The sequence below is a fragment of the Spirillospora sp. NPDC046719 genome (genome assembly GCF_040645715.1).
Lineage (GTDB): Bacteria > Actinomycetota > Actinomycetes > Streptosporangiales > Streptosporangiaceae > Spirillospora.
In genome coordinates this window covers 4,296-20,312 of sequence record NZ_JBEYYT010000152.1, presented here as the reverse complement: position 1 = coordinate 20,312, position 16,017 = coordinate 4,296, and the positions used below count along the sequence as shown (strand labels likewise).

Below are 16,017 nucleotides of genomic sequence, written 5' to 3'. Positions count from 1 at the left end.
GCCGCGCCGGGCACGTCGTCGCGAACGCGCTGGCCGCGCTGGCCGCCGCCCGCGCGCTGGGCGTGCCCCTGGACGTCGCCGCGGAGGCGCTGCGCACCTTCGAGCCGCACACCCGCAATCCCGGGCGCGGCTGCGTGTACCAGGTCGGCGACAACCCGGTGCTGGTCGACTACGCGCACAACCCGGCGGCGGTCACCGCGATCGGCGAGTTCGCGCGGGCGCGCTGGGGCGGGGGCGGCGTCGCGGCGGTGACGCTGCCCGGCGACCGGTCCGACGAGCTCGTCGCCGAGACGGCCCGGTGCGTGGCCGGCGCGTTCGGGCGCGTCGTCGTCTACGAGGACGAGGACCTGCGCGGCCGCCGGTCCGGCGAGATGACGCGGCTGATCGTCCAGGGGCTGCGGGAGGGCCGCCCGGACGTGCTGCACCACCCGGCGGGCGACCTGAAGGGGGCGCTGACCTCGGCGCTGGACATGGCCGGGCCCGGCGAGCCGGTGCTGCTGCTGTACGAGAAGCTGCAGCCGGTCGTCGAGCTGCTCGAGACCCTCGGCGCCGAGCCCGCGACGCCCTGACTAGGACGTCTCCGGTTCCGCGCGCGCCTCGCCGGCGGTGGGCGTCTCGCCAGGGACGCGCGTCTCGTCGGGCGCACGCTTCTCGCCGCGGGTGCGCGCCTTGCCGGGGGCGCGCGGCGGACCCGCCGCGGGCAGCGCCGCCGCGGGAGGCCGCAGCAGCAGGACGGCGACGGCCAGCAGCGCCAGCACGACGATCCCGTCCATCCAGTAGTGGTTGGCGGTGCTGACGACGACGGCGACGGTCGCGACGAGATGCGCCAGCCAGAGCCACCGCCAGCGCGTCCGGCACGTGACGATGAGCCCGATCGCGATGATCGCGGCCCAGCCGATGTGCAGCGACGGCATCGCCGCGTACTGGTTGGCCATGGTGTCGTGCTGCGGCGACCCGTACACCGAGGGGCCGAAGCGGGCGGCGGTGTCGATCAGGCCGGTGGCGGGCAGCATCCGGGGCGGCGCCAGCGGGACGAGCAGGTGCAGCGCGAGCGCCCCGGCCGTCAATGCGACCAGCACCCGGCGGATCCACCGGTAGTGCGCGGGCCGGCGCAGGTAGATCCAGAGCAGGAACAGCGCCATCGCCGGGAAGTGGACGTAGGCGTAGTAGCAGTTGGCCACGTGCACCAGGAACTGGCTGTGCAGCAGCCCGTGCTGGAGGTGCAGCTCGTTGGGCAGGTCGATGGCCCGCTCGACGTCCCAGATCCGGCGGGCGTTGCCGAACGCCTCGCCCACCCGGTCGTTGGCCAGCAGCCGCCCGAGCTTGTAGACCGTGAACAGCACCCCGATGAGCAGCAGCTCGCGGACGGGCCGCGGCCGCCCGCCCGGCCGCGCCCCGCCCGGTCCTCCCGGTCTGCGCAGCCGCGCGAACGACGAGACCGGCCGGGACGGCTGTTCGAGGAGGCTCATGGGAGGTCCTTTGGCGGGCGGGTCCGCCGCGCTCGGGTGAGCCGGCGGCTGCTGGGACGGCCCGGGCCGTCCCCCGCGAGGGACGGCCCGGGCCCTGGGTCAGGTCACGGCCGGGTCGAGCTCGCGCTCGCCCTCGCCGGGGCGCGGCGCGGGGTCGCCGCCGTGCCCGTCGTGGAGCAGATGCCGAAGCCTCTCACCTTCGACGTCCACGTTGGGCAGGATGCGCGCGAGCCACCGCGGCAGCCACCAGGCGGCCCGGCCGACGAGCGCCATCACCGCCGGGACGATCGTCATCCGGACGACGAAGGCGTCGAAGGCGACGCCGGCGGCGAGCGCGAAGCCCATCATCTTGATCATCGACTCGGAGGAGGAGAGGAACCCGGCGAACACCGCGATCATGATCACGGCGGCGGCGGTGACGACGCGGGCGCCGTGCCGGAAGCCGGTGACCACCGCCTCCCCCGGGGGCGCGCCGTGCACGTGCTCCTCGCGCATCCGGGTGACCAGGAAGACCTGGTAGTCCATGGCCAGCCCGAACACCACGCCGATCATGAAGATCGGCATCATGCTCATGATCGGGCCGGTCTCCTCGACGCCGAACAGCCCGGACAGCCAGCCCCACTGGAACACCGCGACGACGGCGCCGAAGGTGGCCGCGACGGTGAGCAGGAACCCGAGCGTGGCCTTCAGCGGGACCAGCAGCGACCGGAACACCAGCATCAGCAGGATGAACGCGAGCCCGACGACGAGCCCGAGGTAGGGCGCGAGGGCGCTGCTGAGCTTGGCCGACACGTCGATCATCATGGCGGTCCGGCCGGTGACCATGGCCTGCGCGCCGGTCTGCGCCTTCAGCCCGTCGCCCTTGCCGCGGATGGCCGAGACGAGGTCCTCGGTCTGCTGGCTGCTCGGCCCGCTCTTCGGGACGACGGTCAGCACGGCGGTGTCCCCCGCCGGGTTCGCCTGCGGCGGCGTCACGGCGGCGACGTCCGGCAGCGCCTTGATCTCGCCGGCGAACCGCTGCCCGGCCGCCTGCGCGTTCGCGCCGTCCACGACGACCATCAGCGGGCCGTTGAAGCCGGGCCCGAAGCCCTTGTCGAGCAGGTCGTACGCCTTGCGCTGCGTGGTGGCGGGCGAGGCGACCTCGTCGCCGGGCATGCCGAGCCGCAGGTCCAGCGCGGGGACGGCGATCGCGCCCATGCCGGCGATGGCGAGCAGCAGCACCGGCAGCGGGCGCCGGACGACGAACCGGGCCCACCGCTCGCCGAACGGCGGGCGGCCGCGGCGGGAGACGCCGCCGCGCAGGAACGGGATCCAGCCGCCGAGCACCTTGCGGCCGGCGAAGCCGAGCAGCGCGGGCAGCAGGCTCAGCGCGATCAGGACCGCGACGACCACGGCGAACGCGGCGGCGAGCCCCATCTCGGTGAGCATCGGGATGTCGACCACGGCGAGGCCGGCCAGCGCGATGACGACGGTCAGCCCGGCGAACACCACCGCCGACCCCGCGGTGCCGACGGCGCGTCCCGCGGCCTCCTCGCCGGTGCGGCCCTCGCGCAGTTCGTGCCGGTACCGGGAGACGATGAACAGCGCGTAGTCGATCGCGACGGCGAGGCCGAGCATCAGCGCGAGCGTCGAGGTCATCGAGCTCATCTCGAACAGCCCGGTCGCCGCGGTGATCCCGGCCATCGCGATGCCGACGCCGAGGAGGGCGTTCAGCAGCGGCAGCCCGGCGGCGATCAGCGACCCGAACGTGATGATCAGCACGACCGCGGCGACCGCGACGCCGATCACCTCGGTGGCGCTCTGCTCGGGCATCGCCTCGGTCGCGTCGCCGCCCATCTCCACCTGGAGCCCGGCGTCCCGGCCGGGCTGGGCGGCGGCGGTCAGCGCGTCGCGCGCGGCGTCGGTGACGTCGATCGCCGGCACCTTGTAGGTGACCTGCGTGTAGGCGATCCGGCCGTCCTGCGAGACGGCCTTCGCCTGGTAGGGGTCGACGACGGAGGCGACCTGCGGCGCCGCCTTCAGCCGGGCGACGACCTTCTCGACGCCCGCCTTGCCGGCGGGGTCGGTCACCGTCCTGCCGTCGGGCGCGGCGAACACGACCCGGGCGGTGGCGCCGTCCGCCGACGCCTGCGGCATCCGGTCCTTGAGCAGGTCGATCGCCTGCTGGGACTCGGTCCCCGGGATCGAGAAGTCGTTGGAGGTGGGCCCCTTGAGCACGGCGGCGCCGACGCCGAAGAGCACGAGCAGCCCCACCCAGAGCAGCGTGACGAGCCGGCGGCGCCGGAACGAGAACCGGCCGAGCCGGTAGAGGAAGGTGGCCAAGAGAGCGTCCCATCGGTAACGGGGCGTGCGGACATCGCCCCACGGCGGCCGGCCGTCGGGCTGTCACTTCGGTCAGGGGGGTGGTGGGGGTGCGGCCGCCCTGCTGGGGGACCCGGCGCCGCTGGGCGGCGGCGCGGCGCCGGGGGTCGGGAGGCGCCCGGTCACGGGCCGGGCAGCCCGGCGCGCAGCTGCGCGAACGCCGAGTCGATCAGTTCGGGCAGGTCGGCGCCGCTGCGCCCGTCGACCCACAGGTCGACGGCGGTGCGCATGGCGACGCCCGCGGCGCCGGCCAGCAGGTGCGGGTACAGGTCGCGGCCGGCGTGGGTGCCGGTGCGCGCGGCGATGACCTCGGCGATCTGCCGCTGCATCTCGCCGAGCCCGCACAGCTGCTTGCCGACGAGCGCGGGGTTCCGCTTGACCACGCGCAGCAGCGCGATGGTCTCGTCGCGGGTGTCGGTCGGCAGCAGGGCCTCCCGGACGACCTCGCGCAGCGCGTCCCAGATCGGCTCGCCCGCCGGGCGGGCGCGCAGGGCGTCGATCACGGCCTGCGCCCCGTCGGTGAGCGGCGCGACGATCGCCTCTTCCTTGCCGGGGAAGTAGTTGTGGAACGTGCGGGGGGAGACCCCGGCCGCGTCGGCGATCGCCTCGATGGTGACGCCCTCGACGCCGCGCTCCACGGCGAGGAGCGCGGCGGCGCGGCTGAGCGCCCGGCGCGTCGCGACCTTCTTGCGCTCGCGCAGGCTCGTCTCGGTCATGCCCTCACGGTAAACCGAACTTGCGTGTCCGGCAAAATTTCAGGCACTGCCAGCTTGCGTGATGTGCATCTCATCGCGGGCGGGAACGGATCCGCAGCGTCCACCGTTCACGGGCGCGCCCGCACCGTTCACCCCCCGCCGCGCGGCGCTAGTCGAGCGGCAGGCCCGTGTAGTTCTCCGCCAGGGACGCCTTCGCGGCCTCGGAGGAGGCCACGTAGTCCAGGTGCGAGCGCTGGAGCCGCAGGGCGAAGTCGTCGGCGGCCGGATCCACGTGCAGCAGCGTGGTCATCCAGTAGGAGAAGTGCTCGGCGCGCCACACGCGCCGCAGGCAGGTCGAAGAATACGTGTCGAGCAGAGCGTCCGAGCCCGTCGCATACCGCTCCGTCAGCGCCCTGGCCAGCACGATCACGTCCGACACCGCCAGGTTCAGACCCTTGGCGCCCGTCGGCGGGACGATGTGGGCCGCGTCGCCCGCGAGGAACAGCCGGTCGTGCCGCATCGGCTCGGCCACGAAGCTGCGCATCGGCGTGATCGACTTGTCGGTGATCGGCCCCTCGCGCAGCTTCCAGCCGTCGTCGGTGGCGAACCGGGCCGCGAGCTCCTCCCAGATCCGCGCGTCGGACCAGTCCGCGATGTCCTCGTCCGGCGCCACCTGCAGGTACAGCCGGCTGACCTGCGGGGAGCGCAGGCTGTGCAGCGCGAACCCGCGGTCGTGGTTGGCGTAGATCAGCTCGTCGGTGGACGGCGGGACGTCGGCGAGGACGCCGAGCCAGGCGAACGGGTACTCGCGGGAGAACGTCCGCAGCCCCGGCACCGCCGGGCGGCTGACGCCGTGGAACCCGTCGCAGCCCGCGATGTAGTCGCAGTCGAGCGTGTGCGTCCCGCCGCCGGCGTCGCGGAACGTCACGCTGGGCGCCGCCGGGTCGAGGCCGACGACCTCCGTCTCGAAGCGCACGTCGCCGCCGTCCGCCAGCCGCCTGGCGACCAGGTCCTTGACGATCTCGGTCTGCGCGTAGACCGTGACGGTCCGGCCCGTCAGGTCGGTCAGCGGGACCCGGTGCCCCGCGCCGCCGAACCGCAGCTCCAGGCCGTGATGGACGAGGCCCTCGCGGTCGAGCCGCTCCCCCACGCCGCTCTCGCGGAGCACGTCCGTGGTGCCCTGCTCGAGCATCCCGGCCCGCTGCCGCCGCTCCACGTAGCCGCGGTCACGGCTCTCCAGGACCACCGAATCGATCCCCTGCAGATGCAGCAGATGCGACAGCAGCAGCCCCGCCGGGCCGCCGCCGATGATCGCCACCTGGGTACGCATCGAGCCTCCTCGTCATCGCTCTCTCGGGGGGATCCCCCTGTGATGCTGGCGCGCGTACCCGCAGGTTCAGGCGCCGGTCTTCCGCTCGGCGGAAAACACCTCAGGGTGTCCGCGCCAGTGCTGGGCGACGTCCCGCGACAGCGCCCGCGCCGCCGTCGTCAGCGGTGGCAGCAGCCGCCGCAGGTCCGCGCTGCGGCTCCGCGCGACCAGCGACAGCGCGGCCACCACCTCCCCCGTCCCGTCGCGGACGGGCGCGCCGACCGACGAGGCGCCCAGCGTCATCTCGTCGCGGGTCAGCGCGTACCCCGAGCGGCGGACCTGCTCCAGGCAGCGCCGCATCTCCTCCGGATCGGTGATCGTGCGGGCCGCGAACCGCTCCAGCCCCGCGTCGATCACCCGCCCGCGGTACTCCGCCGCCGCGAACGCCAGCAGCACCTTCCCGACGCCGGTGGTGTGCAGCGGCAGCGTCGCGCCGACCTGCGTCACGACCGGCACCGAACGCGTCCCGCGCAGCCGCTCCACGACCAGGGCGCGGTCATCGCGCAGCACGGCGAGCTGCACGTTGTCGTGGGTCGCCTCGTACAGGTCCTCCATGTGCGGCAGCGCCAGCTCGCGCAGCCCGGTGACGGCGGGGGCCTGGCTGCCGATCCGCCACAGCCGGGTGCCGATGCGGTACGTCCCGTCCGGCACCCGCTCCAGGAACCCGCCCGCGGCCAGCTCCCCGATCAGCCGGTGCCCGGTGGCCAGCGGCAGCTCGGCGCGGCGGCAGATCTCGCTCAGGTTCAGGCGCACGTCGCCCTGGGCGAAGGCGTTCAGGATGGCCATCACCTTGCCCGCCACGCTCACCGGGCGCGCGCGCTCAGCCATGGCCCTCCCGCCGGTCACTCCTGTTCGGCCAGTACCCGCTGGGCGACGGCGAACGCCGAGTTCGCGGCGGGCACTCCACAATAGATCGCGGTCTGCAACAGGACCTCCTTGATCTCCTCGGGGGTCAGCCCGTTGCGGAGGGCGGCGCGCACGTGCATGGCCAGCTCGTCCAGGTGGCCGCCCGCGACCATGGCGGTCAGCGTGATGCAGCTGCGGGTCCTGCGGTCCAGGCCGGGACGGGTCCAGATCTCGCCCCAGGCGTACCGGGTGATCAGGTCCTGGAAGTCCTCGGTGAAGGCGTCCTTGCGTGCCTCGGCGCGGTCGACGTGCGCGTTGCCGAGCACCTCGCGGCGCGTGCGCATGCCCTCCGCGTGCCGTTCCTCGTCGGTGCGGCGCGCGCTCATTCTCGTCCCTTCCACGTGCGGTCCAGGTGTGCGGTGATCGCCTCGGTGACCGGTTCCGGGCGTTCGGCGTTGGCGAGGTGCCCGGCGCCGTCGACCACGACCAGCCCGGCGCCGGGGATGCCCTCGGCGAGCCGGTCGGCGTGCCCGTGCGGCGGGGTGGGGCCGTCCTGCGCGCCGGCGATCACCAGCGTCGGCGCGGCGATGGCGCCGAGCCGTGCCGTCGCGTCGAAGGAGGCGAGCGCGTCGCAGCAGCCCGCGTAGCCCTCCGGGTCGGTCGCGCGGAGCATCGCGACGTACGGGTCCGCGCCGGTGAAACCGGGGGTGAACCAGCGTCCGGCGGCCGTGGCTGCGACCGGCTCCACGCCTTCGCGGCGGACGAGCGCCGCGCGCTCCAGCCACGGCTCCGGGTCGCCGAAGCGGGGCGAGGTGCAGCACAGGACGAGGCTCGCGACGCGCACCGGGTCGAGAAGCGCGAGGGCGGTGCCGATGGCGGCGCCGAGCGACACCCCGACGTACGCGGCCCGGGCGATCCTGAGGCGGTCGAGCAGCAGGGCGACCCCGGCGGCGAGGCCCTCGACGGTGAGCGGGCCGCCGGGCGACGGCGCGCCGCCGTGCCCGGGCAGGTCGTAGCGCAGCACCCGCCACCTGCGGGTCAGCGCCGGGAGCTGCGGCAGCCACAGGTCCATCGAGGTGCCGAGCGACGGGCCGAGGACGACGACGGGCGCGTCCGGCGGCCCGTCGAGGCGGTGCTGCGGGATGCCGAAGTGCAGGGTTCCCGGGTGCGGGGTCACGCGCGGTTCCTCCGGTACGCGTCGAGGGCACGGTCGGCCAGGGCGGCGGCCGCGCCGGTGCCGGGATCGTCTCCGAGAACGTCCAGCAGGCCGTCGAGGTTCGCGCGCATCCGGTCCGCCGACACCTCCAGGCCGCAGACCAGTTCGGCGGCGGTCTCGGCCGCGCCGCCGGTCAGCCGCAGGCACTCGCGCAGCGGCTGCCATTCGGCGTGCCACTCCCCCGCCGGGCGCTCCAGCGGCGCTGCCTGCGCGGAGAGGACGACCTGCGCGTACGCCGGGACCTGCAGCGCCGCCGAGCGGACGAGGGCCGACAGCGCCGGGTTGCGCTTGTGCGGCATCGACGACGAGCCGCCGCGCCCGGGCCCGGCGGCCTCGGCCACCTCGCCGACCTCGCTCTGCGCGAGCAGCCACACGTCGGTGGCGATCTTGCCGAGGGCGCCGGCGGTCACCGCGAGCGCCGAGGCCAGATCAGCGACGGGGGTCCGGCGGGTGTGCCACGGCAGGACCGGCGCGTCCAGGCCGGTCTCCTCGGCGAACGCGGCCACGAGGTCGAACGCCCGGTCGCCGTAGGCGTCCAGCGTGCCGGCGGCGCCGCCGAGCTGGACCGGCAGCGCGACCGCCGCCAGCCGCTCGCGCGCCTCCAGGCAGCCGAGCAGCCAGTTCGCCGCCTTCGCGCCGAACGTGGTGGGCAGCGCCTGCCGGCCGAGCGTGCGCGCCGCCATCGGGGTGTCGCGGTACCGCGCCGCGGTCCCGGCCAGCGCGTCCAGTGCCCGGTCGAGGTGGGCGAGGACGGCGCGCCTGGCCCGGGCCGCGACGAGCATCGCGCCGGTGTCGGCGATGTCCTGGCTGGTGGCGCCCTTGTGGACGTGCTCGCCCGCCGCGCCGGCAAGGGTGCGCAGGTCGGCGACCAGCGGGACGACGGGGTTCCCCGACCCGCGGGCCCGGCGCGCCACGTCCACCACGTCGATCCCGCCGGACGCGGCGGCCGTGGTGATCGCCTCGGCCGCCACTGCCGGAATGATCTTCAGGCGGGCCTGCGCCCGGGCCAGCGCCGCCTCGGCGTCCAGCATCGCCGCCAGGTACGCGGCGTCGCCCGTGGCCGCCTCGGCCTCCGTCCCGGCGCGCACGGGCGACTGCAGCCCCGCGTCGGGCGACGGCCCGCCGGGGGGCGGCGACGTCTCAGAAGGCAAGGAAGACCGTCTCCCCCTCGCCCTGCAGCCGCACGTCGAACCGGTACGTCCGGTCGCCCTCCCGCTCGGCGACGAGCGTCCCGCGGCGGGCCGCCGGGACCTCCGCGAGCAGCGGGTCGGCGGCGTGCGCGGCCTCGTCCTCCGGGAAGTAGATCCGGGTCGCGACCGGCTTCAGCAGCCCCCGCGCGAACACCAGGAGCGCGATGTAGGGCGCGCCCGCCCCGACCGCGCCCGGCTTCACCGTGGTGAACCAGAACCCGCCCGCCGGGTCCGTGCCGCACCGCCCGAACCCGGAGAAGTCATGGCCCTCCCGGACGATGCCGCCCGGCCGAGCGGGGATCTCCCCGTTCTCGTCGGCCTGCCAGATCTCCAGCAGCGCGTCCGGCACCGGCTCGCCGGCGCCGTCGAGCACCCGCCCGCGCACGGTGATCGCGTCCGGCCGCCACGCGGGCGCGACCCGCGGGCCGGCCTCGTACGGCAGCGCGTAGCCGTAGAACGGGCCGACGGTCTGCGAAGGCGTGGCCTTCGCCGATGCGCTGTTCGCGGGCACGGTCATCACGCCTCCATCGGGGTGTCGCCGAGCACGATGTCCCACTGGAATCCCAATGCCCACTCCGGCTCGGTGAGATCCATGTCGAACCGCGAGATCAGCTTCTCGCGGTCCTTCTGCTCGGGGATCGACTGGAAGATCGGGTCGAACGGGAACAGCGGGTCGTCCGGGAAGTACATCTGCGTGACGAGCCGCTGGGTGAAGGCGGTGCCGAACACCGAGAAGTGGATGTGCGCCGGCCGCCACGCGTTGTGGTGGTTGCCCCACGGGTAGGCGCCCGGCTTGATCGTGATGAACCGGTAGCGGCCCTCGTCGTCGGTGAGGCACCGTCCCGCGCCGGTGAAGTTGGGGTCCAGCGGGGCGGGGTGGATGTCGCCGAGGTGGTCGTAGCGGCCCGCGGAGTTCGCCTGCCAGACCTCGACGAGCGCGTTCCGCACCGGGCGGCCCGCACCGTCCAGGACCCGCCCGGCCACGATGATCCGCTGGCCGAGCGGCTCGCCGGAGTGCTGGACGGTCAGGTCGTGGTCCAGCCGTCCGAGCTCCTGATGGCCGAAGACCGGCGAGGCCAGCTCGACGCTGTCCGGGCCGAGCTTCGGCATGATCAGCTCCTGCGACGGGGCGCGGAGCACCGTGCTCTTGTAGCCCGGATACAGGTACGGGGGATGCGTCATGCGCTCGTTCCTTCCTCGGCGTGCTCCGCCGGTGCCGCCCCGGTCGCGGCGCGGCGGCGCCCGCCCCTCCGGGATCCCGGCAGGGTCGCCTGCGCCGTCCGCACTGCCTCAACCCTGGCAGCAGCCGGCGACGGCGGCCCACCCGGGTTTCCACTCAACGGAAAATCAGGGGCACCGTCAGCACCGGACGCCGGCTCCCCGTTGCCGGGGAATTCGGGCACCGACCGCCTTACGCCTCCCCGGACGGCCGTCAGAGCGTCTCGGGCAGGCCGAACACGGGGAACAGCGACGTGTCGAAGAACGCCGACACCTGCGCCACCCCCTCGCCGGTGATGCCGAGCACCTGGAGCTGGAACGGCCGGTGCACGCCCTCCGCGTCGCGCCGGTACATGCCGAAGGCGGGCTGCCCGTTGGCGGACGCCGGCACCATCCGCAGCTCCCCCGGCTCGGGCCCGCACTGCGCCTTGATGAGCCGGACGATCGTGTCGGCGCCGACGAACCACTGGGGGAACGGCGGCATCTCCCAGACCGCGTCCTTCCTGAACAGCTCCAGCAGCGCGTCCACGTCCGCGTCGTCGAACGCCCTCGCGTACCGTTCGAGCAGGTCGCGCTGGCCCGGGTCGGTGGGCTCGACCAACTCGTCGCGGAGCGGCGCGGTCTCCTCCAGCTGCGCCCGCGCCCGCTGCAGCGCGCTGTTGACGGCCGCGGTGGAGGTGCCGAGCAGCTCGGCGGCCTCGGCCGCCTTCCACTTCAGGACGTCCCGGAGGATCAGCACGACCCGCTGCTTGGCGGGCAGGTGCTGGAGGGCGGCGACGAAGGCGAGCCGGGTGCTCTCGCGGGCGGCGACGATGGTGGCGGGGTCGGCGGCGTCCGCGCCGAGCACCGCGTCGGGCGCCGGCTCCAGCCACGGCACCTCCGGCGAGGCCACCACGGGCCGCTCCGGCTCGTCGCTCGGGGCGCCCAGCCCGGACGGCATCGGCCGGTGGCCGCGCTGGTCGATCGCGGTGAGGCAGACGTTCGTCGCGATCCGGTAGAGCCACGTCCGCAGCGACGACCGCCCCTCGAAGCCGTCGTAGGAGCGCCAGGCGCGCAGGTACGTCTCCTGGACGAGGTCCTCGGCGTCGTGGATGGACCCGAGCATCCGGTAGCAGTGCGCCAGCAGCTCCCGCCGGTACGGGTCGGCCAGCTCCTGAAAGTCCCGGTCCGTCTCTTTGGTGCTGTTCGCCATGGTGGTCATCACCTTCACTGGGGCGGCGTCACTGTGGCGGCGCTCACACGGCCGCCTCACACCCCCGACCGTAGGCGACCCCACCGACAGAACACGCGGGTTCCACCGATCCTACGCCCGACCTGCGGATTCACCAGTGCCGACCAGACTGATCCGCGACCTCACCCGGCAGCGCCGCGAACACCCGTCAGCAGTTCGGGGGCCTGCAAGGAGACCAAGGCGACGGCGTGGCTGTGGACGTCGGGTCTCGGCTCCGGGTAGGGGGTCGGGCGGACCTCCACGAGATCAGCACATCGGGGGCACATGTCGCACCTTTCCGGGCGGGAGCGTGGGGGCATGCGCGTGAAGATGATCCTGCCCGCCCTGACCGAGGCGTCGTCGCCGTTCTTCAGGCCGATCAAGTACTCGCTCTTCCCGCCGCTCGGGCTCGCCACGCTCGCCGGCTACCTCGACCCGGACGACGACGTGACGCTGACCGACGAGCACGTCCAGAAGGTCGACCTGTCCGACGAGCCCGACCTGGTGGTGATCCAGGTGTACATCACGTCCGCCCGGCGGGCCTACGAGCTGGCGGACCACTACCGCGCGCGGGGCGCGTACGTGTGCCTCGGCGGGCTGCACGTGACGTCGCTGCCGGACGAGGCGGCGGCGCACGCCGACACGATCTTCTGCGGGCCGGGCGAGGACACCTGGCCGCGCTTCCTCGCCGACCTGCGCGCGGGGCGGCCGGCGCCGCGCTACGACTCCTCGGAGCGGACGCTGGCCGGGCTGCCGCCGGTGCGGCGGGACCTCATCGACCGGCGCCGGTACCTCGTGCCGAACTCGATCGTCGTGTCCCGTGGCTGCCCGCACGTCTGCGACTTCTGCTACAAGGAGGCGTTCTTCGAGGGCGGCAAGTCGTTCTACACCCAGACCGTGGACGCGGCGCTCGCCGAGATCGACCGGCTGCCCGGCCGGCATCTGTACTTCCTGGACGACCACCTGTTCGGCAACGCGCGGTTCGCGGGGGCGCTGTTCGACGGGATGCGCGGGATGGGGCGGCTGTGGCAGGCCGCCGGGACGGTCCAGTCGGTGCTGAGGCCGGGGCTGCTGGAGAAGGCCGTGGAGTCGGGGCTGCGGAGCCTGTTCGTGGGGTTCGAGACGGTCAACGCCGGCAACCTGGCCGAGCAGCGCAAGTGGCAGAACATCGACCGGGACTACGAGCAGGTGATCAGGCGCCTGCACGACCACGGCGTCATGGTGAACGGCAGCTTCGTGTTCGGCATGGACCAGGACGACCCGAGCGTGTTCGGGCGGACGGTCGAGTGGGCGGTCGGCCAGGGCATCGAGACCGCGACGTTCCACGTGATGACGCCCTATCCCGGCACGCGGCTGTACGCGCGGATGGAGAAGGCGGGACGGATCCTTCACCGCGATTGGGACCGCTACGACACGCGTACGGTCGTGTTCAAGCCCGCCCGGATGACCGCCACGCAGCTGGAGGACGGGTACTGGCGCGCCTACCGGGACTTCTACCGGTGGCGGAACATCGCGCGGGGCGCCGCGTCGAAGCCGACGCTGCGCGGCAAGGCCCGGCACGCCGCCTACGCGGGCGGGTGGAAGAAGTTCGAGCCGGCGTGGGACGTGGTGATCCGCGCGAAGCGGGCGGGCGCGGCGCTGCCGCTGCTGGAGTCGGTCCTGTCCGGCTTCGGAGCCCGGCCCGCGGGCGCCGGACGGCCCGCGGCGGCACCCGCCGACCGGCCCGCGGCGGGGCGCGGCGAGCGGCCCGCGGGCGACACGCCGGTGACGATTGCGGAAACTCCGCTTTCCTGAAGCGGAAACACTTCCGTCGGAACGGGTATGCCTGCACCCTAGAGTGCACATCAGTCCGTTGCCTTCAGGAGGGACCGTGATCGCGAGACCGGAGGGCGGCCCGCGCGTCGTCGTGGGAGTCGATGACTCCTCGGGGGCACGATGCGCGCTCTCCTGGGCGATCGGCGAGGCGCGGCTGCGCCGGCTGCCGCTGCTCGTCGCCCACTCCGCGCCGCTGCCGCCGCACGTCTCGGCGGCGGGCCAGCTCGGCTGCGGGATCACCGACGCGCTGCGCGGGTCGGGCGCCGAGCTCGTCGCCCGGCTGCTGGACGAGGTGAGCGGCGGCCCGCCGGACGGCGTGGAGATGAGCGCGCTGGCGCTGGTCGGGGAGCCGGGGGCGACGCTGGTGCGGCTGGCGGGCGAGGACGACATCCTCGTCGTCGGGCACGGGACGCGGGGGCCGTTCTCGCGGCTGCTGCGGCCGTCGGTGCGGCTGCACTGCGCGCGCCGGGCGCGGGCGACGCTGGTGTGCGTGCGGCCGCCGGCGATCGGGACGCTGCCGGACTGCCTGACGCTGCGCGACGAGCCCGAGCACGTGCCCGACCGCTCGCGGTTCCGGTGGCTGGGCCGGGCGCTGCGGCTCGCGCGCTGACCCGGGGCGCGGCCGCCCGGGCCCGCGCCGCATAGGCTGCGGGCATGCGCAAGTACGTGATCATCGGCGCCCAGGGCAGCGGGAAGGGGACGCAGTCGCTGCTGCTGGCGCGCGATCTCGACCTGGTGCACATCGGGGTCGGTGACATCTTCCGCTGGCATGTGCAGAACCACACCAAGCTCGGCGCGCAGGTGCGGCGCGCGATGGCGGCGGGCGAGCTGGTCGGCGACGACCTCGTGGAGGGGGTCGTGCGCGGCAGGCTCGAGCAGCACGACTGGAACTACGGGTTCATCATCGACGGGTTCCCGCGCAGCAGGCGGCAGGCGGAGTTCTTCCTGGAGAGCTACGACATCGACGGCGTGATCCACCTGGACCTGCCGGACGAGGAGGTCCGCCGCCGGGTGCTGGCGCGCAGGCTGTGCTCCGACTGCGGGATGGACTACAACCTGATCGCGGACCGGCCCACCCAGGAGGGCCGGTGCGACGTGTGCGGCGGGCGGCTCGTCGCGCGGGAGGACGACACCGAGGAGGCCGTGACGGAGCGGCTGCGGCTCTACCGGCGCAAGACCGCCCCGATCCTGGAGCTGTTCGCCCGCAAGGAGTACGTGGTGACGGTGGACGCGCGGCCCGGCATCGACGAGGTGCAGCGGACGCTGCGGAAGAAGCTCGGCCTGCCGGCGCCGCGATGACCCCGCCCCGGCCCCCGGCGGCCCCGCCCGAGGCCGCGCCCTCCCCGGTGGTGGAGCTGGACGACGCCCGGTTCGCGCGGCGCGGCCTCCGGCTGTTCCTGAAGCGCGACGACCTCGTCCACCCCGAGCTTCCGGGCAACAAGTGGCGCAAGCTCCGGCACAACATCGGCCCCGCCCGCGAGCACGGGACGCTGCTGACGTTCGGCGGGGCGTACTCCAACCACCTGCGGGCGACGGCGGCGGCCGGGGACGTCTTCGGGTTCGCGACCGTCGGGGTGGTGCGGGGCGAGGAGCACCTGCCGCTCAACGCCTCGCTGGCGTACGCCGAGAGCCGGGGCATGCGGCTCGCGTACATGGACCGGACGACGTACCGCCGCAAGCACGAACCGGACGTCGTCGCCGCGCTGCGGGAGCGGTGGGGCGCCTTCTACCTGCTGCCGGAGGGCGGCAGCAACGCCCTGGCGGTCCGGGGCTGCGCGGAGCTGGGCGCCGAGTCGGCGGGCTTCGACGTCGTCTGCTGCCCGTGCGGGACGGGCGGGACGCTGGCGGGCCTGGCGGCCGGGCTGCCGCCGGACGCGCGCGCCCTCGGCTTCTCCGTCCTCAAGGGCGGTTTCATGGACGCCGAGGTGGAGCGGCTCCAGCGGGAGACGTACGGGGAGCGGCGCGGGTCGTGGCGCGTCGAGCACGGCTTCCACTTCGGCGGCTACGCCCGGACGTCCCCGGAACTGGACGGTTTCATCGGCGGCTTCGCCGCCCGGCACGGGCTGGTCCTCGACCGGGTCTACACCGCGAAGATGATGTTCGGGATCGCCGCGCTGGCCGAACGCGGCGCGTTCCCGGAGGGCACGCGGATCCTGGCGGTCGTCACCGGCTGACCGCCCCGGCGTCGCGCTCGCCGGGGCGGTGCCGCACGGTCGACGCCCGCGCGCCCCCGCCTCAGGCCGAGGGGAGGTCGACCAGCGCCGCCAGCGCCGCGCGGTGGCGGTCGGCGGTGCCGAGTGCGATCGAGTCGGCCTTGGCGCGCTTGAGGAACAGGTGCGAGGAGTTCTCCCAGGTGAAGCCGATGCCGCCGTGCATCTGCACGCACTCCTCGGCGGCCTTCAGCGCGACCGCCGAGCAGTGCGCCTGGGCGACCGCGACGGCGACCGGCAGGTCCGCGTCGCCGGAGGCCGCGCAGGACGCGGCGTACCGGGCGACGGCGCGGGCCTGCGTGATGGACGTCCACAGGTCGGCGAGCCGGTGCTTGAGGCCCTGGTAGGAGCCGACCGGACGGCCGAACTGGTACCGGTTCTTGACGTAGGCGACGGTGTCGTCCAGGCACCGCTGGGC

17 protein-coding genes are annotated in these 16,017 nt (G+C 74.3%); 5 read left to right on the top strand and 12 right to left on the bottom strand.

Annotated elements, in window-relative coordinates; translation table 11 throughout:
* Positions 1 to 569 (top strand): glutamate ligase domain-containing protein (locus tag ABZ914_RS24865; RefSeq protein ID WP_500196065.1); only part of this gene is annotated, 569 nt, incomplete at its 5' end.
* Here the strand turns inward: ABZ914_RS24865 and ABZ914_RS24860 are convergent.
* The 11 genes from ABZ914_RS24860 to ABZ914_RS24810 all read right to left on the bottom strand — a co-directional run bounded on the left by ABZ914_RS24860 (position 570) and on the right by ABZ914_RS24810 (position 11,565).
* The gene (locus ABZ914_RS24860; RefSeq protein WP_500196063.1) at positions 570 to 1,469 is read right to left on the bottom strand and encodes a phosphatase PAP2 family protein; all 900 of its coding nucleotides are present in this window, start codon (positions 1,467 to 1,469) and stop codon (positions 570 to 572) included.
* Positions 1,470 to 1,568: 99 nt separating this feature from the next.
* Positions 1,569 to 3,791, bottom strand: coding sequence for an MMPL family transporter (locus ABZ914_RS24855; RefSeq protein ID WP_500196061.1), 2,223 nt, complete (start codon positions 3,789 to 3,791; stop codon positions 1,569 to 1,571).
* 161 nt (positions 3,792 to 3,952) lie between these two features.
* Entirely contained in the window at positions 3,953 to 4,546 is a 594-nt protein-coding gene (locus ABZ914_RS24850; RefSeq protein ID WP_500196059.1) for an acyl-CoA-like ligand-binding transcription factor, read from the bottom strand.
* 148 nt (positions 4,547 to 4,694) lie between these two features.
* Entirely contained in the window at positions 4,695 to 5,855 is a 1,161-nt protein-coding gene (locus tag ABZ914_RS24845; protein WP_500196057.1) for a 4-hydroxybenzoate 3-monooxygenase, read from the bottom strand.
* A 66-nt stretch (positions 5,856 to 5,921) separates the two neighbouring features.
* Complete coding sequence (locus tag ABZ914_RS24840) at positions 5,922 to 6,722, bottom strand: IclR family transcriptional regulator (protein ID WP_500196055.1); 801 nt, start codon at positions 6,720 to 6,722, stop codon at positions 5,922 to 5,924.
* Between the two features lie 14 nt (positions 6,723 to 6,736).
* Positions 6,737 to 7,126 carry a 4-carboxymuconolactone decarboxylase gene (gene pcaC, locus ABZ914_RS24835; protein WP_500196053.1) on the bottom strand — a complete coding sequence of 130 codons (390 nt, stop codon included), beginning with the start codon at positions 7,124 to 7,126 and terminating at the stop codon, positions 6,737 to 6,739.
* Positions 7,123 to 7,917, bottom strand: a complete 795-nt coding sequence (pcaD, locus tag ABZ914_RS24830) for a 3-oxoadipate enol-lactonase (RefSeq protein WP_500196052.1) — start codon at positions 7,915 to 7,917, stop codon at positions 7,123 to 7,125. The genes pcaC and pcaD overlap by 4 nt, the downstream gene beginning before the upstream one ends.
* A complete protein-coding gene (gene pcaB / locus ABZ914_RS24825; protein WP_500196050.1) occupies positions 7,914 to 9,107 on the bottom strand; it encodes a 3-carboxy-cis,cis-muconate cycloisomerase in 1,194 nt (397 codons plus the stop codon). The genes pcaD and pcaB overlap by 4 nt, the downstream gene beginning before the upstream one ends.
* Complete coding sequence (gene pcaG, locus ABZ914_RS24820) at positions 9,097 to 9,663, bottom strand: protocatechuate 3,4-dioxygenase subunit alpha (RefSeq protein ID WP_500196048.1); 567 nt, start codon at positions 9,661 to 9,663, stop codon at positions 9,097 to 9,099. Before pcaG ends, pcaB begins: the two co-directional genes overlap by 11 nt.
* Positions 9,663 to 10,328, bottom strand: coding sequence for a protocatechuate 3,4-dioxygenase subunit beta (gene pcaH, locus ABZ914_RS24815; RefSeq protein WP_500196047.1), 666 nt, complete (start codon positions 10,326 to 10,328; stop codon positions 9,663 to 9,665). Before pcaH ends, pcaG begins: the two co-directional genes overlap by 1 nt.
* A gap of 250 nt (positions 10,329 to 10,578) precedes the next feature.
* Entirely contained in the window at positions 10,579 to 11,565 is a 987-nt protein-coding gene (locus ABZ914_RS24810) for a sigma-70 family RNA polymerase sigma factor (protein WP_190865735.1), read from the bottom strand.
* A 327-nt stretch (positions 11,566 to 11,892) separates the two neighbouring features.
* Here ABZ914_RS24810 and ABZ914_RS24805 point away from each other — a divergent pair, with 327 nt between their 5' ends.
* The 4 genes from ABZ914_RS24805 to ABZ914_RS24790 all read left to right on the top strand — a co-directional run bounded on the left by ABZ914_RS24805 (position 11,893) and on the right by ABZ914_RS24790 (position 15,563).
* Entirely contained in the window at positions 11,893 to 13,368 is a 1,476-nt protein-coding gene (locus ABZ914_RS24805) for a B12-binding domain-containing radical SAM protein (RefSeq protein WP_500196045.1), read from the top strand.
* 76 nt (positions 13,369 to 13,444) lie between these two features.
* Positions 13,445 to 13,999: a universal stress protein gene (locus tag ABZ914_RS24800; RefSeq protein WP_190865739.1), complete on the top strand. Its 555-nt coding sequence runs from the start codon at positions 13,445 to 13,447 to the stop codon at positions 13,997 to 13,999.
* Between the two features lie 44 nt (positions 14,000 to 14,043).
* Positions 14,044 to 14,688 (top strand): adenylate kinase family protein, encoded by a 645-nt coding sequence (locus tag ABZ914_RS24795; RefSeq protein ID WP_500196043.1) that lies wholly within the window; start codon positions 14,044 to 14,046, stop codon positions 14,686 to 14,688.
* Complete coding sequence (locus tag ABZ914_RS24790; protein WP_500196042.1) at positions 14,685 to 15,563, top strand: 1-aminocyclopropane-1-carboxylate deaminase/D-cysteine desulfhydrase; 879 nt, start codon at positions 14,685 to 14,687, stop codon at positions 15,561 to 15,563. The genes ABZ914_RS24795 and ABZ914_RS24790 overlap by 4 nt, the downstream gene beginning before the upstream one ends.
* A gap of 61 nt (positions 15,564 to 15,624) precedes the next feature.
* Here ABZ914_RS24790 and ABZ914_RS24785 read toward each other — a convergent pair.
* The coding region (locus ABZ914_RS24785; protein ID WP_500196040.1) for an acyl-CoA dehydrogenase family protein at positions 15,625 to 16,017 on the bottom strand (393 nt) is incomplete at its 5' end.

Coding starts and splice junctions, on each gene's coding strand:
- ABZ914_RS24860 (WP_500196063.1), bottom strand. CDS start 1,469: ATGAGCCTCCTCGAACAGCCGTCCCGGCCGGTCTCGTCGTTCGCGCGG.
- ABZ914_RS24850 (WP_500196059.1), bottom strand. CDS start 4,546: ATGACCGAGACGAGCCTGCGCGAGCGCAAGAAGGTCGCGACGCGCCGG.
- ABZ914_RS24845 (WP_500196057.1), bottom strand. CDS start 5,855: ATGCGTACCCAGGTGGCGATCATCGGCGGCGGCCCGGCGGGGCTGCTG.
- ABZ914_RS24840 (WP_500196055.1), bottom strand. CDS start 6,722: ATGGCTGAGCGCGCGCGCCCGGTGAGCGTGGCGGGCAAGGTGATGGCC.
- pcaC (WP_500196053.1), bottom strand. CDS start 7,126: ATGAGCGCGCGCCGCACCGACGAGGAACGGCACGCGGAGGGCATGCGC.
- pcaG (WP_500196048.1), bottom strand. CDS start 9,663: ATGACCGTGCCCGCGAACAGCGCATCGGCGAAGGCCACGCCTTCGCAG.
- pcaH (WP_500196047.1), bottom strand. CDS start 10,328: ATGACGCATCCCCCGTACCTGTATCCGGGCTACAAGAGCACGGTGCTC.
- ABZ914_RS24810 (WP_190865735.1), bottom strand. CDS start 11,565: ATGACCACCATGGCGAACAGCACCAAAGAGACGGACCGGGACTTTCAG.
- ABZ914_RS24805 (WP_500196045.1), top strand. CDS start 11,893: ATGCGCGTGAAGATGATCCTGCCCGCCCTGACCGAGGCGTCGTCGCCG.
- ABZ914_RS24795 (WP_500196043.1), top strand. CDS start 14,044: ATGCGCAAGTACGTGATCATCGGCGCCCAGGGCAGCGGGAAGGGGACG.
- ABZ914_RS24790 (WP_500196042.1), top strand. CDS start 14,685: ATGACCCCGCCCCGGCCCCCGGCGGCCCCGCCCGAGGCCGCGCCCTCC.